29 protein-coding genes, 1 pseudogene and 1 riboswitch are annotated in these 24,764 nt (G+C 62.1%); of the genes and pseudogenes, 9 read left to right on the forward strand and 21 right to left on the reverse strand.

What is annotated here, in order from left to right; translation table 11 throughout:
- Positions 1 to 18: 18 nt before the first annotated feature.
- Both RPMA_RS08935 and RPMA_RS08940 read right to left on the reverse strand, forming a co-directional pair.
- Positions 19 to 978, reverse strand: a complete 960-nt coding sequence (locus RPMA_RS08935) for a D-2-hydroxyacid dehydrogenase family protein (protein WP_211912469.1) — start codon at positions 976 to 978, stop codon at positions 19 to 21.
- A gap of 114 nt (positions 979 to 1,092) precedes the next feature.
- On the reverse strand, positions 1,093 to 1,290 hold the full coding sequence (locus RPMA_RS08940) for a hypothetical protein (protein ID WP_211912470.1): 198 nt from the start codon (positions 1,288 to 1,290) through the stop codon (positions 1,093 to 1,095).
- A gap of 231 nt (positions 1,291 to 1,521) precedes the next feature.
- Here RPMA_RS08940 and ettA point away from each other — a divergent pair, with 231 nt between their 5' ends.
- The 4 genes from ettA to RPMA_RS08960 all read left to right on the forward strand — a co-directional run bounded on the left by ettA (position 1,522) and on the right by RPMA_RS08960 (position 5,927).
- Complete coding sequence (ettA, locus tag RPMA_RS08945; protein ID WP_211912471.1) at positions 1,522 to 3,171, forward strand: energy-dependent translational throttle protein EttA; 1,650 nt, start codon at positions 1,522 to 1,524, stop codon at positions 3,169 to 3,171.
- A 14-nt stretch (positions 3,172 to 3,185) separates the two neighbouring features.
- The gene (tam, locus tag RPMA_RS08950; protein ID WP_211912472.1) at positions 3,186 to 3,956 is read left to right on the forward strand and encodes a trans-aconitate 2-methyltransferase; all 771 of its coding nucleotides are present in this window, start codon (positions 3,186 to 3,188) and stop codon (positions 3,954 to 3,956) included.
- A 112-nt stretch (positions 3,957 to 4,068) separates the two neighbouring features.
- Positions 4,069 to 4,683 carry a TIGR00645 family protein gene (locus RPMA_RS08955; protein WP_211912473.1) on the forward strand — a complete coding sequence of 205 codons (615 nt, stop codon included), beginning with the start codon at positions 4,069 to 4,071 and terminating at the stop codon, positions 4,681 to 4,683.
- 50 nt (positions 4,684 to 4,733) lie between these two features.
- Positions 4,734 to 5,927, forward strand: a complete 1,194-nt coding sequence (locus RPMA_RS08960; protein WP_211912474.1) for a lytic murein transglycosylase — start codon at positions 4,734 to 4,736, stop codon at positions 5,925 to 5,927.
- A 94-nt stretch (positions 5,928 to 6,021) separates the two neighbouring features.
- Here the strand turns inward: RPMA_RS08960 and RPMA_RS08965 are convergent, their stop codons facing one another.
- Both RPMA_RS08965 and RPMA_RS08970 read right to left on the reverse strand, forming a co-directional pair.
- Entirely contained in the window at positions 6,022 to 6,315 is a 294-nt protein-coding gene (locus RPMA_RS08965; RefSeq protein WP_211912475.1) for a hypothetical protein, read from the reverse strand.
- A gap of 208 nt (positions 6,316 to 6,523) precedes the next feature.
- Positions 6,524 to 6,844 (reverse strand): hypothetical protein, encoded by a 321-nt coding sequence (locus RPMA_RS08970; protein WP_211912476.1) that lies wholly within the window; start codon positions 6,842 to 6,844, stop codon positions 6,524 to 6,526.
- A 354-nt stretch (positions 6,845 to 7,198) separates the two neighbouring features.
- On the opposite strand from RPMA_RS08970, the pseudogene RPMA_RS27975 reads away from it, so the two are divergent.
- Together RPMA_RS27975 and bfr are read left to right on the forward strand one after the other, a co-directional pair.
- Positions 7,199 to 7,488: pseudogene (locus tag RPMA_RS27975) on the forward strand ((2Fe-2S)-binding protein).
- Positions 7,489 to 7,632: 144 nt separating this feature from the next.
- The gene (gene bfr, locus RPMA_RS08975) at positions 7,633 to 8,118 is read left to right on the forward strand and encodes a bacterioferritin (protein ID WP_211912477.1); all 486 of its coding nucleotides are present in this window, start codon (positions 7,633 to 7,635) and stop codon (positions 8,116 to 8,118) included.
- A gap of 79 nt (positions 8,119 to 8,197) precedes the next feature.
- Here the strand turns inward: bfr and RPMA_RS08980 are convergent, their stop codons facing one another.
- The 4 genes from RPMA_RS08980 to RPMA_RS08995 form a co-directional block, all read right to left on the reverse strand.
- Positions 8,198 to 8,767 carry a hypothetical protein gene (locus tag RPMA_RS08980; RefSeq protein ID WP_211912478.1) on the reverse strand — a complete coding sequence of 190 codons (570 nt, stop codon included), beginning with the start codon at positions 8,765 to 8,767 and terminating at the stop codon, positions 8,198 to 8,200.
- A gap of 117 nt (positions 8,768 to 8,884) precedes the next feature.
- Positions 8,885 to 9,508, reverse strand: coding sequence for an MSMEG_1061 family FMN-dependent PPOX-type flavoprotein (locus RPMA_RS08985; protein WP_211912479.1), 624 nt, complete (start codon positions 9,506 to 9,508; stop codon positions 8,885 to 8,887).
- A 129-nt stretch (positions 9,509 to 9,637) separates the two neighbouring features.
- Positions 9,638 to 10,096 (reverse strand): DoxX family protein, encoded by a 459-nt coding sequence (locus RPMA_RS08990; RefSeq protein WP_249225601.1) that lies wholly within the window; start codon positions 10,094 to 10,096, stop codon positions 9,638 to 9,640.
- Entirely contained in the window at positions 10,093 to 10,338 is a 246-nt protein-coding gene (locus RPMA_RS08995; protein ID WP_211913583.1) for a DUF2188 domain-containing protein, read from the reverse strand. The genes RPMA_RS08990 and RPMA_RS08995 overlap by 4 nt, the downstream gene beginning before the upstream one ends.
- Positions 10,339 to 10,601: 263 nt before the next feature.
- Here RPMA_RS08995 and RPMA_RS09000 point away from each other — a divergent pair, with 263 nt between their 5' ends.
- A complete protein-coding gene (locus RPMA_RS09000; RefSeq protein ID WP_211912480.1) occupies positions 10,602 to 11,669 on the forward strand; it encodes an alpha/beta fold hydrolase in 1,068 nt (355 codons plus the stop codon).
- Between the two features lie 168 nt (positions 11,670 to 11,837).
- Here RPMA_RS09000 and RPMA_RS09005 read toward each other — a convergent pair whose 3' ends face one another.
- The 3 genes from RPMA_RS09005 to RPMA_RS09015 all read right to left on the reverse strand — a co-directional run bounded on the left by RPMA_RS09005 (position 11,838) and on the right by RPMA_RS09015 (position 13,051).
- On the reverse strand, positions 11,838 to 12,398 hold the full coding sequence (locus RPMA_RS09005; protein WP_211912481.1) for a collagen-like protein: 561 nt from the start codon (positions 12,396 to 12,398) through the stop codon (positions 11,838 to 11,840).
- 89 nt (positions 12,399 to 12,487) lie between these two features.
- A complete protein-coding gene (locus RPMA_RS09010; RefSeq protein ID WP_211912482.1) occupies positions 12,488 to 12,709 on the reverse strand; it encodes a type II toxin-antitoxin system RelE/ParE family toxin in 222 nt (73 codons plus the stop codon).
- Between the two features lie 57 nt (positions 12,710 to 12,766).
- The gene (locus tag RPMA_RS09015; protein ID WP_211912483.1) at positions 12,767 to 13,051 is read right to left on the reverse strand and encodes a hypothetical protein; all 285 of its coding nucleotides are present in this window, start codon (positions 13,049 to 13,051) and stop codon (positions 12,767 to 12,769) included.
- Positions 13,052 to 13,156: 105 nt separating this feature from the next.
- Between RPMA_RS09015 and RPMA_RS09020 the strand changes: the two genes are divergently transcribed.
- Complete coding sequence (locus RPMA_RS09020; protein WP_211912484.1) at positions 13,157 to 13,351, forward strand: hypothetical protein; 195 nt, start codon at positions 13,157 to 13,159, stop codon at positions 13,349 to 13,351.
- 38 nt (positions 13,352 to 13,389) lie between these two features.
- Here RPMA_RS09020 and RPMA_RS09025 read toward each other — a convergent pair whose 3' ends face one another.
- The 8 genes from RPMA_RS09025 to RPMA_RS09060 form a co-directional block, all read right to left on the reverse strand.
- A complete protein-coding gene (locus tag RPMA_RS09025) occupies positions 13,390 to 13,698 on the reverse strand; it encodes a helix-turn-helix domain-containing protein (RefSeq protein ID WP_211912485.1) in 309 nt (102 codons plus the stop codon).
- Positions 13,699 to 13,826: 128 nt separating this feature from the next.
- Positions 13,827 to 14,762, reverse strand: coding sequence for a YiiG family protein (locus RPMA_RS09030; protein WP_211912486.1), 936 nt, complete (start codon positions 14,760 to 14,762; stop codon positions 13,827 to 13,829).
- Positions 14,763 to 15,438: 676 nt separating this feature from the next.
- Positions 15,439 to 17,367, reverse strand: a complete 1,929-nt coding sequence (gene thiC / locus RPMA_RS09035) for a phosphomethylpyrimidine synthase ThiC (RefSeq protein ID WP_211912487.1) — start codon at positions 17,365 to 17,367, stop codon at positions 15,439 to 15,441.
- Positions 17,368 to 17,394: 27 nt separating this feature from the next.
- The gene (locus tag RPMA_RS09040; RefSeq protein ID WP_211912488.1) at positions 17,395 to 18,003 is read right to left on the reverse strand and encodes a thiamine phosphate synthase; all 609 of its coding nucleotides are present in this window, start codon (positions 18,001 to 18,003) and stop codon (positions 17,395 to 17,397) included.
- Positions 17,990 to 18,772, reverse strand: coding sequence for a thiazole synthase (locus RPMA_RS09045; protein ID WP_211912489.1), 783 nt, complete (start codon positions 18,770 to 18,772; stop codon positions 17,990 to 17,992). Before RPMA_RS09045 ends, RPMA_RS09040 begins: the two co-directional genes overlap by 14 nt.
- 156 nt (positions 18,773 to 18,928) lie before the next feature.
- Positions 18,929 to 19,126 carry a sulfur carrier protein ThiS gene (thiS, locus tag RPMA_RS09050; protein WP_211912490.1) on the reverse strand — a complete coding sequence of 66 codons (198 nt, stop codon included), beginning with the start codon at positions 19,124 to 19,126 and terminating at the stop codon, positions 18,929 to 18,931.
- The gene (locus RPMA_RS09055) at positions 19,117 to 20,163 is read right to left on the reverse strand and encodes an FAD-dependent oxidoreductase (RefSeq protein WP_211912491.1); all 1,047 of its coding nucleotides are present in this window, start codon (positions 20,161 to 20,163) and stop codon (positions 19,117 to 19,119) included. Before RPMA_RS09055 ends, thiS begins: the two co-directional genes overlap by 10 nt.
- Positions 20,151 to 20,306: riboswitch (TPP riboswitch) on the reverse strand. (Overlaps the previous gene by 13 nt.)
- A gap of 65 nt (positions 20,307 to 20,371) precedes the next feature.
- On the reverse strand, positions 20,372 to 20,890 hold the full coding sequence (locus RPMA_RS09060; RefSeq protein WP_211912492.1) for a lytic transglycosylase domain-containing protein: 519 nt from the start codon (positions 20,888 to 20,890) through the stop codon (positions 20,372 to 20,374).
- 215 nt (positions 20,891 to 21,105) lie between these two features.
- Between RPMA_RS09060 and RPMA_RS09065 the strand changes: the two genes are divergently transcribed.
- A complete protein-coding gene (locus tag RPMA_RS09065) occupies positions 21,106 to 22,569 on the forward strand; it encodes a hypothetical protein (protein ID WP_211912493.1) in 1,464 nt (487 codons plus the stop codon).
- A gap of 82 nt (positions 22,570 to 22,651) precedes the next feature.
- Here RPMA_RS09065 and RPMA_RS09070 read toward each other — a convergent pair whose 3' ends face one another.
- Together RPMA_RS09070 and RPMA_RS09075 are read right to left on the reverse strand one after the other, a co-directional pair.
- The gene (locus RPMA_RS09070; RefSeq protein WP_211912494.1) at positions 22,652 to 23,965 is read right to left on the reverse strand and encodes an ATP-binding protein; all 1,314 of its coding nucleotides are present in this window, start codon (positions 23,963 to 23,965) and stop codon (positions 22,652 to 22,654) included.
- 2 nt (positions 23,966 to 23,967) lie between these two features.
- Complete coding sequence (locus RPMA_RS09075; protein ID WP_211912495.1) at positions 23,968 to 24,705, reverse strand: response regulator; 738 nt, start codon at positions 24,703 to 24,705, stop codon at positions 23,968 to 23,970.
- Positions 24,706 to 24,764 lie beyond the last annotated feature (59 nt).

Here is a 24,764-nt window from a genome sequence, read left to right on the forward strand (position 1 = left end):
CGTTGTGGGATTGGTCGTTCAGTTCAGCGGACGCACCGGCTCGCCTTTCAGGAAGCCAGTGATGCCCTCGATCATCTCGGCATAGATGCGCTTGTAGTTTTCCGCCGTGACATAGCCGAGATGCGGCGTGATCACGACATTGTCGAGCTTGCGTAGCGGGCTGTCGGTCGGTAGCGGCTCATGCGAATAAGTGTCGATGCCGGCGCCGGCGATCTTCTTTGCCTGAAGGGTTTCGAGCAGCGCTGTTTCATCCACGATCGGACCGCGCGCCGTGTTGATCAGATAAGCCGTCGGTTTCATGCGGGCGAGATCCTCGCGCCCCACCAGGCCGCGCGAGCGATCGCTCAGCACGACGTGAATGGTGATGACGTCGGACTTCGCGAACAGCTCGTCCTTCGCGGCATAACTGACGCCAGCCTTTGTGCAGGCTTCCGGCGTGAGATTGGTGCTCCATGCCAGTACCTTCATGCCCAGCGCCTGCGCGATCTTCGCGACCTTGGTGCCGAGCTTGCCGAGCCCGATGATGCCCAGCGTCTTGCCCTCGACATCCTCGCCGAGGGTCACCTGCCACGGCTCGCCGGCCTTCATGCGCGCATGTTCGAAGCCGATCTTGCGGGTCAGTTCCAGCATCAGGCCGATGGTGAGCCCCGCTGTCGGATTGCCGACCATTGCCGTGCCGCACACCGTGACACCATGCGCCTTGGCCGCTTCGAGATCGATCGCGGCATTGCGCATGCCCGACGTGATCAGGAGCTTCAGCTTCGGCAATGCCTCCAGCATGTCTCGGGGGAACGGTGTTCGCTCGCGCATGGCGCAAACGATTTCGAAATCCTTGAGCGCGGCGACGGCCTCGTCACGTGAGATGAACGGCTTGTCGAAAACAGTGACATCAATGCGATCCTCAAGCACGGACCAGTCGGCCAGCTTGAGGGCGACATTCTGGTAGTCGTCGAGGATTGCACAGCGCAGCCGCGTCATGAGGTCGATCCATCCGGTCAGGTGACAGCAGGCAGGTGCCGTCAGGGGATGGAGACATCGCGCGACGCGCGGGAGCGTGCAAGCGCCGCGGGCCGCAATTCCGGGGCGATCAGCTTAATGTGAGGTAGGTGCCGTTTCCTTGGCGCGGCAGGCCGGACCGGGACCGCGCATATAATGCTGTTCCGGATGGTAAGGATTGAACGCGGCGACGAAGAAGGTCTGCCAGAACTGGCGAATCTCGCGCAGCAATCCGGGCTGCGCCGAGGATGCCTCGGTGCGCGCGTTGGAAGGTGCTGATGCCATAGTCGCCATGACGGGCTCCGCCTGTCTGCCCGCGGCTCCGGCCGCGGCGGGCGTGAGGAATCGCCCTGTCAGCACAGTGGTCGCCAGTTATTAAAAACCGGTTCGAATTGTCATGATCCGGAATCCTCCGGACGCTAGCGTTACCAATTGCTTAAGACCCCCCGTTGCCCTTTGGGGGCATGGCCGCTACATCGGTGGCAACCCGATTTTCAAGCTCACGCTCCGGATTCAAGGATCACGATGGCTCGCCAGTTCGTCTATTTCATGCAGGGTCTCACCAAGGCCTATCCGACCCGCAAGGTGCTGGATAACGTCCATTTGTCGTTCTACCCGGACGCCAAGATCGGCGTGCTTGGCGTCAACGGCGCCGGTAAATCGACCCTGCTGAAAATCATGGCTGGCCTCGACAAGGAATATACCGGCGAAGCCTGGGTCGCCCAGGGCGCCCGCGTCGGCTACCTCGAACAGGAGCCACAGCTCGATGCCTCGCTGACGGTGCGCGAGAATGTGATGCTCGGCGTCGCCAAGCAGAAGGCGATCCTCGATCGCTATAACGAACTGGCGATGAATTACTCGGAAGAGACCGCCGACGAGATGACCAAGCTGCAGGACGAGATCGAGGCGCAGGGCCTATGGGATCTCGACAGCAAGGTCGATCAGGCGATGGACGCGCTGCGCTGCCCGCCCGACGATGCCGATGTCAGCAAGCTCTCGGGCGGTGAACGCCGCCGCGTAGCACTCTGCAAGCTGCTGCTCGATGCGCCGGAACTGCTGCTGCTCGACGAACCGACCAACCATCTCGACGCCGAATCCGTGTCGTGGCTGGAAGGCCATCTGCGCAACTATCCTGGCGCCATCCTGATCGTGACCCACGATCGCTACTTCCTCGACAACGTCACCTCCTGGATCCTCGAGCTCGATCGCGGCCGCGGCATTCCTTACGAGGGCAACTATTCGTCATGGCTGGTGCAGAAGCAGAAGCGCCTCGAGCAGGAAGGCCGCGAGGACGCTGCGCATCAGAAGACGCTGGCCCGCGAGCAGGAGTGGATCGCGTCATCCCCCAAGGCCCGCCAGGCCAAGTCGAAGGCGCGCTACCAGCGCTATGAGGACCTGCTCAAGCAGGCCAGCGAGAAGCAGAGTCAGTCTGCGCAGATCATCATCCCGGTGGCCGAGCGCCTCGGCGACAACGTGGTCGATTTCGAGCATCTCAACAAAGGCTTTGGCGATCGCCTGCTGATCGACGATCTCACCTTCAAGCTGCCGCCGGGCGGCATCGTCGGCGTGATCGGCCCGAACGGCGCCGGCAAGTCCACGCTGTTCAAGATGATCACCAAGCAGGAGCAGCCGGACGGCGGCACCATCACCGTCGGCGAGACCGTGCAGCTCGGCTATGTCGATCAGTCGCGCGATGCGCTGGATGACAAGGCGACCGTCTGGGAAGAGATTTCCGGCAAGAACGAGCTGATCCTGCTCGGCAAGAAGGAAGTCAATTCACGCGGCTATTGCTCGGCCTTCAATTTCAAGGGCGGCGACCAGCAGAAGAAGGTCGGTTCTCTGTCAGGCGGTGAACGCAATCGCGTGCATCTTGCAAAAATGCTGAAGTCAGGCGCCAACGTCCTGCTGCTCGACGAACCGACCAACGACCTCGACGTCGATACGCTGCGTGCGCTCGAAGAGGCGTTGGAGGATTTTGCCGGCTGCGCCGTGATCATCAGCCATGATCGCTGGTTCCTCGATCGTATCGCCACGCATATCCTCGCTTTCGAAGGCGACAGCCATGTCGAATGGTTCGAGGGCAACTTCCAGGACTACGAGAAGGACAAGATGCGCCGGCTCGGCCAGGACAGCATCATCCCGCATCGCGTGAAGTACAAGAAACTGACGCGCTGAGGGGAGATCGCGAGATGTCGGACTGGAGCGCGCAGCAATATCTGAAATTCGAGGATGAGCGGACTCGCCCGGCGCGGGATCTGCTCGCGCAGGTGCCGCTGGCCGAAGCGCGAAAGGTCGTCGATATCGGCTGCGGCCCCGGCAATTCCACCGAGCTCCTCGTCAATCGCTGGCCGGAAGCGGCGGTGGTTGGCGTCGATACCTCGGCCGACATGCTCCGTCAGGCGCGCGAGCGCCTGCCGGGCAAGACCTTCATCGAGGCCAATATCGCCCATTGGGTGCCGCCGGCCGGCAGCGACTTGCTGTTTGCCAATGCCGTGTTCCAGTGGGTGCCGGATCATCTGAAGCAGCTCAAGCGCCTCGCGACCGGTTTGCCGCCCGGCGGTGTCCTCGCGGTGCAGATGCCCGACAATCTCGATGAGCCAAGCCATGTGCTGATGCGCGAAGTCGCGCATATGGAGCCGTGGCGCAAGCAGCTCTCCAAGGCGGCCGAGTTGCGCGATTCCCTGCCGAAGCCCGGCGTCTATTACGATGCGCTGCAGCCGATCTGTTCGCGCGTCGAGATCTGGCACACCGTCTACAATCACGCGCTGGCGGATGCGTCGGCGATCGTGGAATGGGTGAAGGGCACCGGCCTGCGTCCCTTCGTCGATCCGCTCGAAAGCGCCGATCGCAAAGCCTATATCGCCGAATACACTGCACGCATCGCGGCGACCTATCTGCCGCATGCCGATGGCAAGGTGCTGCTGCGCTTCCCGCGAATCTTTATTGTTGCTGTAAAGTAGCGCTGATGCGGCCAGTTGCCGCGCGGCCGGACATCATGACGTCGGGAACCGCTCGCTATAAGTCCGCATTGCAGACCGCACCGAAGATTCCCCCGACAACGAGACCTCCCGCATGTCCATGACGCCTGAAACGCCTTTGCCGCCGAAGAAGGCGCACACGATGCGTCCGATCCCGGTCCTGATCTTCGGATCGCGTTGGCTGCAATTGCCGCTCTATATCGGCCTGATCATCGCGCAGGGCGTCTATGTCGTTCTGTTCCTGAAGGAGCTCTGGCATCTCGTCACCCATTCGTTCGATTTCAGCGAGCAGCAGATCATGCTGGTCGTGCTCGGGCTGATCGACGTGGTGATGATCTCGAACCTGCTGGTGATGGTCATCGTCGGTGGCTACGAGACTTTCGTGTCGCGCCTCAATCTGCGCGGCCATCCGGATGAGCCGGAATGGCTCAGCCACGTCAATGCCAGCGTGCTGAAGATCAAGCTGGCGATGGCGATCATCGGCATCTCGTCGATCCATCTGCTGCGCACCTTCATCGAGGCCGGCGGTCTCGGCAATACCGGTTCGCGCACCACCAGCTTCACCGAAACCGGCGTGATGTGGCAGACCATCATTCATGTGGTCTTCATCCTCTCGGCCGTCGGCATCGCCTATGTCGACAAGCTGTCGAACAGCGCCGATGTCAGCCACGGCAAGCACAAGGCTGATCACGGAGCGCACGGGCATTGAGGGCGCAGGGCAAGCGATCAATATATCGCGCGCTGCTCTGCGGCGTTCTGATGAACTTCGCGTTGCCCGCATCCTTTGCTTCTGCCGCGGACGCAGCTTTCACCAGCTTCGTCGCCTCGCTTTGGCCTGAAGCCCAGAAGGCCGGTGTCTCGCGCAAAACATTCGACGATGCGACGCGTGGGCTCGAGCCTGACTACAAGCTCCGCGATCTCCTTCTGCCAGGTCGTCCGGCGACCGGCGCGCCATCGCAGGCGGAGTTTGTGCAGGTGCCGGCCGATTATCTGAAGGAAGCCAGCATCGCGCGCCTCGCCGCCGAGGGACGGCGTCTTTACGATCAGCATCGCAAGACGCTGCAGGCGATCGAGCAGCAGACCGGCGTGCCCGGCACGATCATCCTGGCGATCTGGGGCCGCGAGACAGACTATGGCCGCCATCGTCTTCCCTATGATGGCATCCGCACGCTGGCGACGCAGGCCTATGTCGGTCGCCGCAAGGATCAGTATCGCGGTGAGTTCATCGCCGCGCTGAAACTCATCCAGAGTGGTGTGGTGTCACGGCAGGATCTGCGCGTGTCATGGGGCGGCGCCACCGGCCTCACGCAATTCCTGCCGGCCGAGCTTGAAAAACACGGCGTCGATTTCGACGGCGACGGCAAGGTCGACATCTGGAAGTCTGTCCCGGACGCATTGGCGTCCGCCGCGCAGCAACTCGTCAACAAGGGATGGCAACGCGGGCTGCGCTGGGCCTATGAGGTGCGCGCGCCTGCCAATGCCGATTGTACCATGGGCGTGCCCGAGGTGACGCGGCCGATCGGCGAATGGATCCGCGCCGGCTTCATGCCGGTGCGTGGCGAGAAGCTGAGCGCGGCCGAGCAGGCCCAGCCGGCGTCGCTGCTGCAGCCGGAGGGGACCTACGGCCCGGCCTTCCTCACGACGAAGAACTACTTCGTGATCAAGGAATACAATTTCTCAGACCTTTATGTGCTGTTCGTCGGCCATGTCGCGGATCGCATCGCCAACGGACAGCCCTTCGCGACGCCGTGGTCCGCGACGAAGCAGTTGCGAAGCACCGACGTGGAGGCCATGCAGCGGCACCTCACGTCGCTCGGGCTCTACAGCGACAAGGTCGATGGCAAGGCGGGCATGAAGACCCGTGCGGCGCTCGGCGCGTTCCAGAAATCCGCAAGGTTCAAGCTCGACTGCTGGCCGAGCGAGGCGGTGCTGCGCGCGATGAATGCGCGGTAGCTGCAACTGACAGCGACAAAGAAAAAAGCCCGGCTGTGAAGCCGGGCTTTTGATATCAGACGTTTTTGATATCAGACCGTGAAGTCGGCTGCGATCAATCGCAAACTTCGACCGGGCGGTAGCGCCAGACGCCACGATAGTCGTCCCAGACGCGCTGACGCACGACGCGGCAGGCTGGCTCCACATAAACCGGGGCAGGCGCGTAGCCATAGCCGTAGGCCGGAGCCGGACGGCTCGCAGCGATCGCGCCACCGAGCAGCGCGCCACCGATCAGGCCACCGGCCACGCCGGCGGCGATGCGGCCACCATCGGCCTGCGCAGGAGCAGTAGCGGCCAGCGAACCGGCAACCGTCGCGACGGCGAGCAAGGCGGAAATTGTCTTCTTCATCTCAAGTCTCTCCAGAACTGCGCCACTAGCGACGCGCGGTTGAAAGGGCTCACGCGATTCGAACTGACGGCATTTCAACTGCCTAACAATCAATCCTGCGTAAATACTCTCGAAGCAATGGTGCGAAAAAGCGGTTTTTTCGCGCCACTTCAAGTCGTGCACGGCGGAATTCATCCAATCCGCCATGCGTAATCATGCGGGAAATGGCTTAGCCGCACACCCGGACGCGGCGGAATCGCCAGCCATAACCGTCCCAGAAACGCTGGCGCTGCCAGAAGCAGTCACCGTAATAGCCGGGGCCGGCCACATAGGCCGGGCGGCCGTAATAACCATAGCCCGGGCCGTAATAACCGGAGCCCGCAGCGATTGCGCCGCCGAGGATGGCGCCGCCGATCAGGCCTGCAGCCACGCCGGCACCCGCGCCGCCGCCATGATAGCGCCAGTGCTGTGCGCTGGCTGATGTTGGTATCGCGACGGTGGATACCGCCAGCGTGGCAACCGCGGCCAAGGCCAACAGGGTTTTCTTCATGGCATCACCTCTTTCAAGATTTGCGCTTCCCAAATAGCGCAGCCTGCGACGAAAAGTTTCATATCCGACTTGAATGTTCAATGAACGGAACCGCGCTGGCTTGGTCGCAAATTGCCTGCTGGCAGTGATTGGACGCGCTGTGGAAGCAGCAGGTTCATGGCATTCGCGTTGTCCGGTTGCATCGTACCGATAGCAACCGACGAGCCGGCTATTTCATCAGTTTAGACTCTTTCCAAATTTTCGCTGTCGGATCAGTAGTTTGGAATTGCTTGAAGTTGAGCGTTTTGGCTTTGCATCCGGGCGGGCGCTTCCATATCCAGTTGGTGTACCGACCTGTGAGCGCGCTTTCATCTGATGATCGTTTGTTCCTGCAACGTCTTTTCTGACCATGACATCCGCAAGGCTGTGTCTGGCGAGCGTCCCCGCGGACGCCCGGGCAGGTCTATGGCTGCCTGGGCTGCAGCGCCCAGTGCGGGCGGTGCGCGCGGACCATCAAGAAAATCATGGACGAAGCTCTCGGTGCCTGCGCGAAATCGTGCTGCGCCGGCTGCCCCCATGAGGCGGCTCACGGTGCTGCTCCTGCCGCCGATGTTCATGCGTCGATCGATGTCGCGGCCTCGCCGTCGGTCGGGGTTGCGGCCTAAAGCCCTCTGATTGCATTGAAATTTTGCGTTTTCCCCATTTCGCGGCTATGCCAGCGGAAGAGGGTTGTTCTCCGTCGAAAACTGATTTAGAAGTATTCTAAATTGAGTTTCGGGCCGATAGGTGGCCCGGCAAAGGAGAGCACCATGAAGGGCGACCCGAAGGTCATCGATTATCTCAACAAGGGTCTGCGCAGCGAGCTGACGGCCATCAGCCAGTATTGGCTGCATTTCCGTCTGCTGAACCACTGGGGCCTTCTCGACATGGCCAAGATGTGGCGCAAGGAGTCCATCGAGGAGATGGTCCATGCCGACCGCTTCACCGACCGCATCCTGTTCCTGGACGGCTTCCCGAACATGCAGGTGCTGGATCCCTTGAAGATCGGCCAGAACGTGAAGGAAATCATCGAGTGCGACCTGGCCGCCGAAATCGGCGCCCGCACCCTTTATCAGGAAGCTGCCACCTACTGCCGCAGCGTCGGTGACTACGTCTCGAAGGACCTGTTCGAAGCGCTGATGAAGGACGAGGAAGGTCACATCGACTTCCTCGAGACCCAGCTCGACCTCATCGAGCGCATCGGCATCGAGCTCTACACCCAGAAGCATATGGGTGGTCTCGAAGGCGAGCACTAAGCTTGCGCGCATGATCCGGCGAAGCCGCAACCGGCTATTCAGCAGGATCGAGCTCCCCTGAAAATGCAGCCCGGCGTCATCAATAGATGCCGGGCAGCTTCGCCCGGCCGGGATCAAGCCGGGCTGGCGCCGGCATATCGCACCTGACGAATGCCGCCCGGATGGCCGCCCATGCGCCATATACGGGATAATCGACCACGGTCCGCCCGCCGTCGATCGATCGCACCCTCACATGAAGCATCGCTGACTTTTCGAGCTCCGCAATGAAGCGGGCAATGACGTCGCGATCCTCGATGACGACGATCCGGCTGTTGCGCAGCACCCGCATCGTGACGTCTTCATGGCCGGGCAGGTCGTCAAAGCGATAACCCAGCGACGTGTTGTGATTAGTCCCGATCCTGAAATCGAAGGCGAAACGGACCAGTGGCTGTTTGCCCTCCAGGCAGGTCAGCAGCAGCGACGAGACCCTTGGATAGAGGTAGTTGCTGTTCGACGCTTCGGCATAGACGAACGCACTCGGCAGCTCCAAGCCGGTCACGCGATCGATCTGATGCGGAATCCACCATTCGCTAGCGCGCGTCTCGCCTTGTTCCGTGACGAAAGGCGCGCGCACGCATCCGCACAAGGCAAAGCCAGCAGCCAACATCATGCTGATTGACGCAACGCCACGCACAACGCTCTCCCCAAGCGTTGCCAATATACAACTTTAAGATGATGAAGACAAGATCAGTTGTGGTGTCCTGCAGCGGCGTTGAGGCTGCCCCGGCTACAGATTCTTGCGATAGGCGACTTCGATCTCGCCCTGGCTCATCGGCTTGTCGCCTTCGGGCTTGGTGTCGGCCTTGGTCTGGTCGAAAACCATTTCCGAGATCGACGGCATCACGTCGCGCTTCACCTGAACCTCGGGTGACCACAGTTTGGAGCGCATCAGTGCCTTGCCGCAATGGAAATAGGCTTCGGTCACCTGGATGCAGAGAACGGCGCGCGGAGGCTTGCCGAATTCCTCCATGGTCGCCATCAGCGCCGGATCCTTGCAGAGCTTTGCGACGCCGCTGACACGCAGCGTGTCGTCGATGCCCGGCACGAAGAAGATCAGCTGCACATGGCCGGAGCCGTTCAGCACGTTCTGGAATGTATCGATGCGGTTGTTGCCGGGACGATCCGGGAGCTGCAGCTCGTTGTCCGACGCGATGTGCACGAAGCCAACACCGCCACCGCGCGGCGAGGCATCGACGGTGCCGTCAGGCCCGGAGGAGGCGAGCACGCAGAACGGCGACAGCGAGATGAACTTCCGCGAATGCGCATCCAGCGTCGGCCGCGCCTTCGCGATCACGCGCGGATGCGGCGTCGGATAGATCTCCCGCAGCTTTTCGGCGGTTACGTCGGTCACATCGGCTCTCCGGAAGAATTTTGCGACAAATAACATGCAGTCCTGATGCCGGAAAGCGCATGATCCAACCATCGAGCGATTCAAATATAGGCAACGGCGGCAGCGGCGCGGATCTTGTTGGCGTGCGGATCACTCGCGGGCGTGATCGCCCGGCTCTCTGCGGAGCGGCCAGTCGATCACGCCCGCACAGAACAGGGCCCACCAGATGATCACCGGCTGAAAGGCGAGGCGCGGTGCGTGGTACCACCAGCTATTGCCGATCACCGGCATCTCGATGCCGTCGAGCGCATGTTTGATGTTCGCGGGCCAGACGCAGAGCGCATAGAGCGCCAAGGTGGCGCCTGCCCACCAGCGCAGCGGTGTGCGCGACACCAATGCAATCGACGCTGCGATCTCGAACACGCCGGTGACGATGATGACCTCGCGCGCGAACGGAACCCATGCGGGGGTGATCAGCAGCAACTTGTCCGGCACCATGAGATGCGCGATTCCTGCCGCTGTGTAGAACGCCGCAAGGATCCAGCGCAGCACGCCACGCGACCGGTCGTCAGATCCACTCGGCTGGTGCCCGGTAATCGCGCGGCTCAAGTCTTGTCGACAATGCTGGTATTCGGACGATCATTGCCGGCGGCCGTTTCCTCATGCCACTTGCCGTTTTCGTCCTCGTAGGAAATCACCTCGGTGCGCCCCGGCGTGCGTTGCTCGGCGGCCGCGCGGCGCGCCGCGGCAAGCGCGCGATCGCGCGTGGGATACGGCTCCGAAAAGACCGCTCCGACCTTGTAGGCCCAGCCGCCGTCATGTTCGACGATCACATAGGTGACTTCCACCATGGTCCTCTCGCTCCTCTCGGCGCCAGCGCTGACATGCGCACCAGCCATCACGCAGCATCGACAGACACTGCTGATGACGATGGCAATGCGATGGCGAATATATCACATGGCCACGTCGCCGACAGGATGGTCGCAAGCCGTAGCGAGGCAGTCGCTGCACTGCGAAATCGTCAGCACCTGCGCAGGATATTGGCATGCCAGTGCATCGTGTTAGCATCTATGTCAAGCGGCTTCGAGAAAAGCGGCCGCAGGGGAGGATCATCATGCCGCATGTCGCGCAGGCGCTCATCATTGCCACGGTCTCGCTGCTGTCGTCCGCATGGGCGTTTGCCGCAGACTATCCCGCGCCGAAGGAAGCCGACTGGATCGCGAAGGATTTCAAATTCCATACCGGCCATGTGATGCCGGAGCTCAAGCTGCATTACACCACGGTGGGTGAGCCGAGCGGGCAGCCCGTGCTCGTTCTGCACGGCACGGCGGGATCGGCGCTGAGCATGCTGACGCCAAACTTCGCCGGCGAGCTGTTCGGTGCCGGACAGCCGCTCGACGCGACAAAATACTACATCATCATTCCCGACGGCATCGGCCACGGCAAATCGTCGAAGCCATCGAACGGATTGAAGACCGCGTTTCCGAAATACAATTACGACGACATGGTGGATGCGCAGCATCGGCTGGTGACCGAGGGGCTCGGCATCAAGCATCTCCGGCTCGTGATCGGCAATTCCATGGGCGGCATGCATGCCTGGATCTGGAGCAGCAAATATCCGAAGGCGATGGATGCCGTTGTGCCGATGGCTGCGCAGCCGACCGAGATGAGCGCGCGCAACTGGATGATGCGGCGGATGATGATCGAGACGGTGCGCGCCGATCCCGACTACAAGGGCGGCAACTACACCGCGCAGCCCGGCATGATGAAATACGCCTCGATCATGTTCGGCATCGGCACGGCCGGCGGAACGCTGGCCTATCAATCGCTCGCGCCGACCGCAGCCGCCGCCGACAAGAATGTCGATGACCGGTTGAAGGCGCCGTTTGTCGCCGATGCTAACGACTTCGTCTATCAGTGGGAGTCGTCACGCGACTATAATGCATCGGCAGCGCTGGAAAAAATCGAGGCCTCGGTTCTCGCCATTAATGCCGCGGACGACGAGCGCAACCCGCCGGAAACCGGGCTGATGGATGCCGCGATGAAGCGGATCAAGCAGGCGAAGATGCTGCTGATCCCGGCCAGCACCGAGACACGCGGGCATCTCACCACGGGCTCGGCAAAATTCTACAGGAAAGAGCTGCAGGAACTGCTGCAGACCGCGCCGCTAAAGACGATGTGAGGAGAAGGTTGTTCTGCTGTCATCGCCCGGCCGTGCGCGCAATTGCGCGCTCGGACCGGGCGATCCAGTAGACGCCGTTATTCGTGAGAAGCGGCGACGATAGCGCTTACTGGATCACCCGCTTTCGCGGGTGATGACAAATGTAAATGGTTGCGAAGGGGCAGACTCTCAGTCGTCCTTCTTCTTCCGCTTCTTCTTTTTCTTGCCGCTGTCGTCTTCGTCCTCGACCGGCTCTGCTATCGCAGCTTCAGTCTCGATCATCGCGGCGACGCGTTCGGCCATTTCCTGCTGCTCGCGCAGCAATGCGGCTTCACGCTCGGCTTCTTCGCGTTCGCGCGTCTGGCGGTGGTCTTCCCACGCATCGAAGATCATGTGCAGCCAGGGCACGATCTGCTCGAACGACGGCAGCGTGCCGGGCGGGCCCTGTTCGCCGCGCGGGCCTTGCTCGCCCTGGATGCCGATCGGCCCCTGCAGGCCTTGCTCGCCGCGCGGTCCCTGCGGACCGGCTTTGCCCAGCGGACCTGCAGGACCGGCCTTGCCGACCGGTCCCTGATCGCCGCGGGCGCCTTTCGGGCCGGGCTTGCCAAGGGCGCCTGGCTTGCCGTCAGTGCCGGGCTTGCCGCGTGCGCCGTCAGGGCCGGGACGGCCCGGATGACCCTGCGGTCCCGGTGCGCCCGGCTCGCCGCGGGGGCCGCGCAGACCTTCTCGGCTGATCGTTTCTTTCGCCACGCTCTCAACTCCGTTCGTGATTCCAATTGTGGCGCTTTTAACAGGGGAAGGATGACGGCATCAATTCTGCGGAACGTAGCCCGCGCCACCTATGGTCGCGCTTCGCGTGCATGCCAGATGCGAGTAATGACGATGTCACTGGTCGGCTCGACGCTATATCGGATGACATAGCCCGAGCCGCCAAACTTGACGTTGATCTGGCGAATGCCTGTCGCTTGGGTTTGCCGACCCAGATGCGGGAAGGTCTGTAGATGGGGCAGGGCCTTGAATATCTCACGCAGCACGCCGGGTTGCCGCAGGATTTCGCGCATCCAGAAAAGTGCGCAGTCGCTCGACGTCCATGACGGCGTCGGGCGAAACGCGGATCATCAGTTCCTCCGCGGTATCGGGGCAGGCAATTCGTCAGGTGTATCCCAGCTCTCGACCCAGGCTTTGACATCATCCAGTGGAACTGCGAGGCCGTCTGCCCTGAACTGTTCAAGGCGGCGCACGTCCTCGGCAAGGTCGGGGCCATCCAGATCGATGACGGAATCCAGCAGTGCCAATGCTTCTGCGAGCACAGCACTTTCGTCCTGTCCGCGCTCGGCGGCCATCACACGCAGACGCGCGTCCGTATCCGGATCGATATCGAAGCTGCGGCGGATGGTGTTCATGGCAACAGACTATGCGCGATACCTTCAAAAGTCGAGATTTTGCGCGTGATGCGAACCCATCTCGCTTTGCCTGCGTCAAAGGGGCGGCTCACAGGGAGACAAGCCATGCTGCCCTCGACACGTCTGAAGCTCGCCTCGTCGCTGTTCGGCGCCTTCTGGGCGCTCGGCATGTTCTGGTGGAGCGGGACTTACACGGTCGTCAACGCCATCCTGCTCGCAGCCTGCGGCGCCGCGGCCGGCTATGGCTGGTACTGGCTGATGCGCGGATATATCGCGCGTGGTCGCGTGCCCGAGCACTAGCGCGCGTTTTCGATCATGGGGCAGGCGCGGGAGAGACGCTAGCCGCTCGCCGGCACCTCGATGCCATCGGCTGAGTATTGCTTGATCTTGTTGCGCATGGTGCGGACGGAGACGCCGAGCACGCGCGCCGCATGGGTGCGGTTGCCGTCGCAGCGCGCCAGTGTCTGCAGCATCAGCTCGCGCTCCACCGCCTCGACGGTGGCGCCGACCAGCATCGGCACGACGTCGCTCGGTTCCGACGCCGGCACCAGCGCATCGGCCTCGAACGCGGCATCGGGGATGTCGTCGGAATAAGCGTCGGCGCCGTCCTGCGCGGAATAATCGTCGCTGGTGAAACTCTGGGACATCGGCAACCTCCCGATCGACGCAGGCTCTGCTGGCGCAAAGCACACACTCGAGATTGAACAGCCCCCCAGCCGGTACCGACAGGGTGGGCGCGTTTGGTTAACGAGAGGTTAACGTGGGTCGCCGCGGTTCAGCGCATCCCGAATTTGGCGATGCTGTTATAGGCACCCACCAGCTGGTTGTAATCGCGCAGCAGTCGGCCCGGCGAGCCTTCGACCATCCATTCGCTGCCCGGCTGCATCATCATCTTCTGGCCAGACGTGTAGGGAACCTTGTCGCGAATGCGGCGCATCAGCTGCTTCGCCGTCACCAGCACCGATTTCGCATTGCTGGTGAACATCGACGAGACCTTGCCGCTATCGGCCGCATTGGCGTCCTCAAAACCCTTCACGCTGGCTTCATAGTCGCTCACCGCCTTGGTGATCGCCTCGATGTCCGGCTTGTCGGTGTCCTGCAGGCGCACCACGCGCTTGGCATCGATCATGATCGCCTCGACATAATAGCGCGTCTTCTTGCCTTCCTTGGCCTCGATCTCCTTGAGCGCTTCTAGCTTGCGCTTGTCATTGATCACATCGACATTGGCCCGCAGCATCTTATCGGCGACGGAGAAGTCATTCCAGGCGGCGACCAGCTTTGGATGCATGGCCTTGCCCTTGGCCATCTTGTCGTCCTTGTAGTTCTCCTGCGTGTAATAATCGTCGGCTTCCTTCAGCAGCGGCCCGAGTGTCGTCACCGCATTGACATAGGCGGAGGCGGCCGTCTCCAGCGCCGCATCGCGCGGCTCCAGCTGATTGGCGGCCTCGACATTCTTCTTGCAGTCGTCGGTGTCATAAATCGTATAGGTGCCGTAGATGATCCGCTCTTTGCCAGTCGGCCCGGACTTCGGCGCCCAGCTGAAATAGCGCGATTCCGATTCACGGCTGCGCGACGACAGCCGATTGATGCAGCCCACATAGGCATTGAGCTTTTCAACCTCGGTGGATTTTTGCGCAGCGGCGGGTGTGTGCGCCGAAGTCAGTGCGAGTGTCGCACCAGCGGCCACAACGAATGCGCGAAATGAAATCATCGATCAGGTCTCCAACGCCGAACCGCGGCGTGCTTCGTAGCGGCGGCGAAGATAGGGGAGGGGAGCGCACTCGGCCAGAGTGGGCCGCGCATGACGCTATGCTGCCGCTGTGGCGTTAGACGCAACGGATGGCGTGACGGTTCACACGGTGATGTTCATATCCGTCACGCACATATCCGCAACAAATCATGAATTACAGGGCGTGACATGAACGCCTCGAATGGGCGAAGCTTGACAAGTTCCGCCCGCATTTGTGGCTCCTAACAGGTACCACCCATGGATAGTCCCGCCGCATTCACCGTCGCATTCTCAGGCCCAGAAGGCGAATACAGCCTCACATACACGCCCGATGGCGACAATAACGTTATCGAGGTTACGATGTCCGGAATCCAGATGACGTGGAACGTTGAGGTTGTCGAACTTGGACCCGATTCAGTCTGGGAGATCGAAGGCCTGACGCGCGGGACCAAGAGTCTATGGGGCGATGTCTACTGGTTCACCCTATACTGTGGAGCACAAGCGCGCATCGAATACTATGGCAATCAAGTCCTTTGGCGGACGGATCGCTCAGCCTAGTCCCGCAGACCAAGCTCGCTTGCGAGCAAAGTAGAAACGAGAAATGGCCGGACAACGTCCGGCCATTTATATAATTTGAAGCTGTTAGAGACGATGCTCGTCACAGCGCCTTATTGCTATCCTTCACGGCCTGTGCCTGAACATAGACCTGCTCGCCCATGTCCTTGAACTTCTGGCTCATGCTGGCCATGCCGTCCTCGATCACGCCACTCATCGACATGCCGATGCTCGCTTTGCCGCCGAGGCTCAGCGCTGCCTTCTCGTTGTCGCCAAGCGTCGCCGCGTACTCGCGCACATCCTGCGTGATCTTCATCGAGCAGAATTTTGGTCCGCACATCGAGCAGAAATGCGCGACCTTGTGGGCTTCCTTGGGCAGCGTCTCGTCGTGATAGGCGACCGCGGTTTCCGGATCGAGGCCGAGATTGAACTGGTCCTGCCAGCGGAAATCGAAGCGGGCGCGGGAGAGCGCGTCGTCGCGCAGCTGGGCGGCGGGATGACCCTTGGCGAGATCCGACGCATGCGCCGAGATCTTGTAGGTGATCACGCCGACCTTCACGTCGTCGCGGTTGGGCAGGCCCAGATGCTCCTTCGGCGTGACATAGCAGAGCATGGAGCAGCCGAACCAGCCGATCATGGCGGCGCCGATGCCCGAGGTGATGTGGTCGTAACCCGGCGCGATGTCGGTGGTCAGTGGCCCCAACGTATAGAACGGGGCTTCGCCGCATTCCTTGAGCTGCTTGTCCATGTTGATCTTGATCTTGTGCAGCGGCACATGGCCGGGGCCTTCGATCATCACCTGGCAGCCCTTCTTCCAGGCAATCTGCGTCAGCTCGCCCAGCGTCTCCAGTTCGGCGAATTGCGCACGGTCGTTGGCGTCGGCGATGGATCCGGGACGGAGGCCGTCGCCGAGCGAGAACGAGACGTCATACTTGCGCATGATGTCGCAGATCTCTTCGAAATGGGTGTAGAGGAAGCTTTCCTGGTGATGCGCGAGGCACCATTTTGCCATGATCGAGCCGCCGCGCGAGACGATGCCGGTGACGCGGTTGGCGGTGAGGTGGATATATTGCAGGCGCACGCCGGCATGGATGGTGAAATAATCCACACCCTGTTCGCACTGCTCGATCAGCGTGTCCTTGTAGAGCTCCCAGGTCAGCTTGACCGGATCGCCATCGCACTTTTCCAGCGCCTGATAGATCGGCACGGTGCCGATCGGGATCGGTGCATTGCGCATGATCCATTCGCGCGTGGTGTGAATGTTGCGGCCGGTGGAGAGATCCATCACGGTATCCGCGCCCCAACGGATCGCCCACACCATCTTGTCGACTTCCTCTTCCACCGACGACGTCACGGCGGAGTTGCCGATATTGGCATTGATCTTGGTGAGGAAGTTGCGGCCGATGATCATCGGCTCCAGTTCGGCGTGGTTGATGTTGCACGGGATGATCGCACGGCCGCGCGCGATTTCCGAGCGCACGAATTCCGGCGTGATGAACAGCGGCACTTCGGCGCCAAAACTCTCGCCGTCCGCGCGCGCGGCTTCGGCGCGCTCCAGCTGCTGCTTGCGGCCGAGATTTTCGCGCTCGGCGACATAGATCATTTCCTTGGTGATGATCCCAGCGCGGGCGAATTCGAGCTGGGTGATCATGTTGTCGCCGACACCGCGCAGCGGCTTGTGATGCGCCTTGAAGGCGGCGGCGGCATGCTTGGCGCCGACATTGCCATTGTCTTCCGGCTTGATGTCGCGGCCTTCATATTCCTCGACGCCGCCGCGCTCCTTCACCCAGTCCTGGCGGGTGCGGGCGAGGCCGTTATTCACATCGATCAGCACGTTCGGATCGGTATAAGGCCCCGACGTGTCATAGACCGGCAAGTTTGGCTCACCGGCGCCTTCGGACAAAATGATCTCGCGCAGGGGCACACGCAGGTCCGGTGCGCTATCAGGGACAGAATAGAATTTACGCGAGGACGGCAGGCTGCCGGTGGTGACGGCGGGAAGGGTGGTGTCGGGATTGGAGCGGATGTTCATGGGACGATCCTCCGTTATGATTGGCGATTAAGCTACTTGTTCGGAAAGGCCGAGCCATTGCCGCACGCGGGCATCCGGATCGGAATTCTGGGTGACATCGCTGACCACAGCGATGCTGTCGGCGCCCGCGGCAAAGATCTCCGCGGCGTGTTCGAACTTGATGCCGCCGATGGCGACCAGCGGGAGTTTGCCGATGCGCTTCTTCCACGTCGTGATCTTGGGAATGCCCTGCGGTTCGAAGCGCATGGACTTCAGCGTGGTGAAGAAGATCGGCCCGAGCGCGATATAATCAGGCTCGGCGCGCAGTGCGGTTTCGAGTTCGTCTTCATCATGCGTGGAAAGGCCAAGCGTGATGCCGGCCTTCTTGATGGCGTCGACATCGGCTTCGGCGAGGTCTTCCTGGCCGAGATGCAGATGCTGCGCTTTCAGCTCGATGGCGACGCGCCAGTAGTCATTGACCACCAGCTTTGTGCTCGTGCCTTTGGTCACGTCGAGCGCGGCGCGAAACAGGATCATCGCCGACGCATCGTCGAGATCCTTGGCGCGCAATTGCACGGTGCCGACGCCGAGTGCGGTGAGGCGTCTCACCCATTCCACGGTATCGACGACGGGATAAAAACGGTCAGGATACGGCATGCCAGAACGGTGTCCCGATGACTGGAGTGGAAGGAGAAGCGAAATCACGTTCGCCCATCAGCCCGGCTTCGAAACCGGTGCGGCCGGCCTCGACGGCGAGGCGGAAGGCGTTGGCCATGGCGACGGGATCGGCGGCTTTGGCCACCGCGGTGTTGAGCAGCACGGCGTCATAGCCGAGCTCCAGTGCCTCCGCCGCATGCGAGGGCGCGCCCAGGCCGGCATCGACGACGAGCGTGATATCGGGCAGGCGGTCGCGCAGCAGTTTCAGCGCATCGCGATTGATGATGCCGCGCGCGCTGCCGATAGGCGCCGCCCATGGCATCACCACCTTGCAGCCGGCATCGACCAGGCGCATCGCAACGCCAAGGTCTTCGGTGCAATAGGGGAAGACCTCAAACCCGTCCTTGACGAGGATGTTCGCGGCTTCGACCAGGCCGACCACATCGGGCTGCAGCGTGTCGTTGTCGGCGATCACTTCCAGCTTGATCCACGGCGTGTCGAACAATTCGCGCGCGAGTTTTGCGGTGGTGACGGCTTCACGCACGCTGCGGCAGCCGGCGGTGTTGGGCAGCACGGCCACATCGAGCTCACGGATCAGCGACCAGAACGCATCGCCGGTCTTGCCGCCCGCGGTCTCGCGGCGGACGGAGACGGTGACGATGCCGGCGCCTGACGCGCGGATGGAATCCTGCATCGTCTTCGGCGACGGATACAGGGCGCTGCCGATCAGCAGGCGAGAGGAGAAGGTCTTGCCGTAGAAGTTCACCATCGGGATTGTCCTCCCAAAATCTCCGTCGTCATCCTGAGGTGCTCGCCGTCTTCGGCGAGCCTCGAAGGATGCATGTTCAGCGCATGCGGCCATCCTTCGAGGCGCGCGAAGAGCGCGCACCTCAGGATGACGGAGGAGTGTGGGGCTACACGCATACTAGCCTCCCTGCCGCGGCGTAATAATCTCGATCTCGTCGCCCGCCTTCAGCGTCGTCTCCGCCCACTGGCTTCTTGGCACCACGTCGTAATTGATGGCGATGGCGCAGTGCGTGCCCTCGTAGTCGAGCTCGCTGAGCAGGGCGGTCACATGCGACGACTTGATCTCGCGCGCTTCGCCGTTGACGGTCACTTGCATTGCATCACCTCATTATCGATCGCCCCACGCTGCACATAGTTCAGCGTGAGCTCCGCCAGCGCAGGCGCCAGCAGGAAGCCGTGGCGATAAAGGCCGTTCACCGCGATCGTGTTCTTGCCGGGCGTCGGCCGGGAAAGCATGATTTTCGGCAGGTTGTCGGAAAAGGCCGGGCGAAGTCCCGAGCCGAGATCGAGAATGCGCGCTTCGGCAAAGGCCGGATGCACGGCATAGGCGGCGCCCAGCAATTCCAGCGCGGAACGCACGCTGACGCCGCTGCTCTCGTTTTCGATCGAGGTCGCGCCGAGCATGAAACGATTGTCGGCGCGCGGGATCACATAAAGCGGCCAGCGCGGATGCATCAGGCGGATCGGGCGCGACAGCTGCACTTCATCGGTCTCGATGAGGATCATCTCGCCCTTGACGCCACGCAGCGGGGTCTCGTCGTCACGTGCCCAGACGCCACGGCAATCGATCACGAGGCCATCGAGGTCGTCGGGCATGACCTCGCAATTGAACTTGATGGTGCCGCCCGCTGCGATGATGCGCTTGTGCAATTCAGGCAGCACGCGGCGCGGCTCGACATGGCCTTCGGCAGGGTAGAACAGGCCCTCGCGAAAGCGGCCTTCGAGCGATGGTTCGATCTCGGCCAGGCCGGCTGCATCGAGCCGTGTATGGCCTTCGGTCATCCGGGCAAAGCGCTCGAAATCGGCGCGGTCACGCGGATGCGCGACCACCAGCGAGCCATTGAACGGTGTGTCGGGAAGTTCTTCACGCCACAGATCGAGCGCGCGCAGGCCGAGCCGCATGATGATGGGCTCGGAGACCTCGGCCTCGCACCAGGGCGCCAGCATGCCGCCGCCCCAATGGGTCGTGCCTTCGCGCATCTCGGCAGTGTCACGCTCATAGAGCGTGACGCTGTGCCCAGCCTTGGCAAGCAACAAAGCCTGCCACGCACCAGCGATACCTGCGCCAATGATAGATAGTGGAGAGTTCGCAACGGCAGATTCGCCGCGCGACGCATGCGTCGTCTGATTCATCCCTGTCCCTTCGCCGGCATGACCCGGATCAGGTTCAAAGGGTCACCGCGGTATCGCATCGCCCATTCTTCCAGCATCTGGACGATTGAGCATGCAAGCTAGCGGTATCTCAGCTCCTCGTCGGAGCCCCCCTCGGAACGTCTCTAATTTAAACCTCCGGCCGGGCGTGTCAACGCGCCTTCACCGGATGGTCACAGTCGTGTCTGGCTCAGGGCTTCGGTGCCGACATGCTGGCCTGGGCCTGCGTGACGTCCTGTTTTTTCAGGCGCTCCGCATCCTTGGCGAAGATCGGCTGATGCGGCGGTGCAGAGACTTGCTGACGCTGGCGCTTGGCCGCGTAGTAGTAGCCGCCGGCATAATAGCTCACCGCGCGGTTGTGGTCGCCATGGGCGGCGCGATAGGCGCCGGCGAGATATTTGATGCCGTAAGTGAGATTGGTGTTGGGATCGCGCAGGCCCTCGGCATTGCCGGTGTAGCCGACACCACGCGCCGTCGCGAGCTTGATCTGCATGAGGCCGATGGTGCCGCCGCGGCCGATCAGATGCGGCTGATACTTGCTCTCGCGCATGATGACGCGATGCACCAGCGCTTCCGGCACGCCATTGGCCTGGGCATGGGATGCCGCCATGGCCTGATAGTCGGCGCGCTGCTGCGCATGGGCGAAAGACGGGATGGCGGCCAAGGAAGCTGCGAAGGCCAAGGCCAGGACGGTCGAAATACGGGTCATCAATGGTCTCAAAAAGTGCATCGGCCGCGTGTAACTGGTCGGTCTTTCAGATGGCCTAAACCATCTCGTTCAATTCTTGTCGTTTGAGGCGTGAATTGAGTCTTTCTCGGGGCTGCACGGCCCGGTTCCGGCAGCGATTTACCTCAAATTATGCCCGGCTGTGGTTCCCTCGTCGGTATTCCGCATTGCTGTGACTTTCCTGCCAGGCATTCCGCATGACGATGTCCATTGCCCGAACCGCCACGCGCAGCCCGCTGCAGGGCCTGTTGCCGCTCTGGGTGGGCATCGGCGTCTATGCGCTGCTGCTGGCCGTCGGCCGCGGGCTGCTCAACGATCCCGACACCTATTGGCAGATTACGCTCGGGCAATGGATGCTCGATCATCAGGCCGTGCCGCGTGTCGATATCTATTCGTTCACGATGCATGGCCAGCCATGGATCTCCACGCAATGGCTGGCGCAGGTTGCCTATGCGCTGGCTTACGGCGTGGCCGGCTGGGCCGGTCCGGTAGTGCTTGCGGCCGCATCGGCGTCACTGGCCATCGCATTGCTGGCGGGTTTCCTCGATGCGCGACTGCCGCGCACGGCGACGCTCGTCATTCTCGCTGCGACGCTGGCCCTGATGGCCGCTCACATGGTGGCGCGCCCGCATCTGCTGGCCATGCCGGTGATGGTGGCCTGGGTCGCCGGCCTCGTCAGTGCGATGGATCGCAAAACCGTGCCGTCATTCTGGCTGCTGTCCTTGATGGCGCTGTGGGCAAATCTCCACGGCGGCTTCGTGCTCGGTCTCGCGCTGATCGGACCGATCGCACTCGATGCGATCTGGCACGCGCCGAAAAATCAACAGACACGCATGTTGCTGCATTGGGCGCTGTTCGGTCTCGCCGCGCTCGCGGCGAGCTGCATCACGCCTTACGGCTGGGAAGCGTTGCTGGCTGCCCGGCGCATTCTCAGCCTCGGTGCCGCGCTGGCGCTGATCGGTGAATGGCGGCCTGCGAATTTCGGCCATGCCGGCCCGCTCGAACTCTCGGTCCTCGCGGCTTTCGCCTTCGTGCTGTGGCGTGGCATCACGCTGCCGCCGATGCGCATCGTGCTGGTGCTCGGCTTCACCTATATGGCGCTCAGCCACGTGCGCAATGCCGAAGTGCTGGCTCTGCTGGCGCCGCTGGTGCTGGCCAAGCCAGTCGGCGAACAGCTTGGGCGCAACGTCGAAGACGACACCACGTCGCCGAACCGATGGCTGCTCGCCGGCATCGCATTATGCGTGCTGGCGGGAACGGTTGTCGTCGCCTCCGTGCGCCAGTACGCGCCATCGGAGCGCGCGGCGCCAGTCGCCGCGGTCGATGCGCTGAAGAAGCTCAATCTCGGCCGGGTGTTCAACGACTATGATTTCGGCGGCTATCTGATCTGGCGCGGCGTGCCGACCTTCATCGATGGCCGCACCGAACTGTTCGGTGAGAAGTTGATGGTCGATCACAATAATGCCAGCGGTCTCGCCGAGCCGGACAACCTGTTCCGGCTGCTGAAGGACTACAATATCGAGGCCACCTTCATGCGCACCGAAAGTGCCGCGACAAAACTGCTAGATCGCATGGATGGCTGGGAGAAGGTCTATAGCGACGATCTCGCGACCATCCATCTGCGGAAAGGCGGGGCGAGCGAGAAGGTGAGGGAGGAGTAGCCCGGATGGAGCGAAGCGTAATCCGGGGACAGCAGATATAACTGAAACGCCGGTCCCTGGATTTCGCTGCGCTCCATCCAGGCTACGCTCGCGCCGCAGGCAGTGTAATCCGCACGATCAATCCCTGTGGCTGACGATCCCGCAATGTAAGCTCGCCGCCATGCGCCAGCGCGATCGCGCGGGCGATGGACAGGCCCAGCCCGAAACCGGCCGTTTCGTCATCCATGTTGCGCGCATCATCGCCGCGTACGAAGGGTTGCAGCATGGCGTTCTTCTGCGCATCGGAAATGCCGGGGCCACCGTCGGCGACATCGATCACGGCACCTTGTTCGGACATCGTCAGCGTGATCGTCGCGTCGCCGCCGAATTTCACGGCGTTCTCGACGAGATTGGTCACCGCGCGGTGCAGGTCGTCCGGACGTGCCATCGCCATGGCATGGGACGGACCCTGATAGGTCACGAGCTGGCCGATATCGGCGAACTGGTCGGCGATCAATTGCAGCGTGGTGGCGATGTCGGTGAGCGTGAGTTCTTCCAGGCGGCGATCATTGCGCAGGAATGACAGCACCGCCTCCAGCATCGCGCGCATCTGGTCGAGGTCGCGCAGCATATGGCGGCGGCTGTTCTCGTCCTCGATGAATTCCGAGCGCAGGCGCAGGCGGGTGATCGGCGTGCGCAGGTCATGGCTGATGGCGGCCAGCATTTTGGTGCGGTCGTCGATCAAAGTCGTGATGCGCTCGCGCATCCGATTCAGTGCACGCGCCACCGCGCGGATTTCCTCGGGGCCGCGTTCAGGGAGCGGCGATGATGTTCCGCTGAGGCTGAATTCTTCTGCCGTTCTGGCGAAGGATGACAGCGGTTCGGCGAGCATGCGGGCCGCCCACAGGCCGAGCAGCGTCAGCGTGATCACGGCGAATGCAAAGGTGATGAATACCGGCCCGCCCCAGAACGGACGCGGGCGGCGTTCCGGCATGTCGCTCACCGAGAACTTCTGGCCGTCAGGCATCACGATGCCAACGCGCGGGCCTGCAAGCGGGACAGCGCGAATGGTCGGGGCCAGCATGCGGCTCATGCGGCGAAACGGAAACGCGTCGCTGCGCTCCTTCGCATCCGCACTCTCGATGAAATCGCCGGCTTCCATGCGCAGGTCGAAGGCCGGGAAGGTTTCCGCCATGCGCGCGAAAAATGCCGGTTGGTCGCTCGCGGGTGTCGCTGCCAAGAGCTTTGCGAACGCCGCGAGTTCGCCATGCCCGCGATCCGGCGTCACCGGCTGGTCCGGACGCAGCAGTGCGAAACCGGCACCGATAATGACGTGAATGGCGATGATGGACATCACCACCAGCGCAGCAATCTGGCCGCTGATCCGCCGCAGATTGAGGACGTGCAGCAGCTTCATGATCAGGTCGGCTGTGCCATCGCGATGGCGTTCACATCCGGCGTAAACATGTAGCCGCCGGAGCGCACCGTCTTGATGAGCTGGGCATCCTGCGGATCGGCTTCGATCTTGCGGCGGATGCGGCTCACCAACACGTCGATGCTGCGCTCGAACGAGCCGGCATTGCGGCCCTGGGTGAGATCGAGCAGGCTGTCGCGCGACAATACTCGGCCGGGGCGTTCGACAAAGGCGCGTAGCAGGTCGAATTCGGCCGAGGTCATGGCAATGCGCGCGCCTTCGGGGTTGCGCAGTTCACGCAGGCGAAAATCCATTTGCCAACCCAGGAAAGCGAGGGCGGTGGCATCCGGTGTCGCGCTGGCATTCATGGCGCTGGCCTGCCGGCGCAGCACCGCATTGATGCGCGCCAGTAATTCGCGCGGATTGAACGGCTTCGGCAGATAGTCGTCGGCGCCCATTTCGAGGCCGAGAATGCGGTCCACATCCTCGCCGCGGGCGGTCAGCATGATGATCGGGACCTGCGAGTCCGCGCGCACGCGGCGGCACAGGCTGAGGCCGTCTTCGCCGGGCAGCATGACGTCGAGGATCATCAGGTCGATGCGGTTGTCCGCAAGCGCTTTGTCCATCTCGCGGCCATCGGCGGCGACGGTGACGTTGCAGGAGTTGGTACGCAGATACTTCGCGATCAGCGTGCGGGTTTCGCGGTCATCTTCCACGACGAGAATATGGGGTGGGTTTGCCATGCGGACCCTTTTGGCCGGGATTGGCGTCAATTGCAGGGAAAATTTGTTTCGGTTGATTG

Origin of the sequence: Tardiphaga alba (assembly GCF_018279705.1) — a bacterium.
Lineage (GTDB): Bacteria > Pseudomonadota > Alphaproteobacteria > Rhizobiales > Xanthobacteraceae > Tardiphaga > Tardiphaga alba.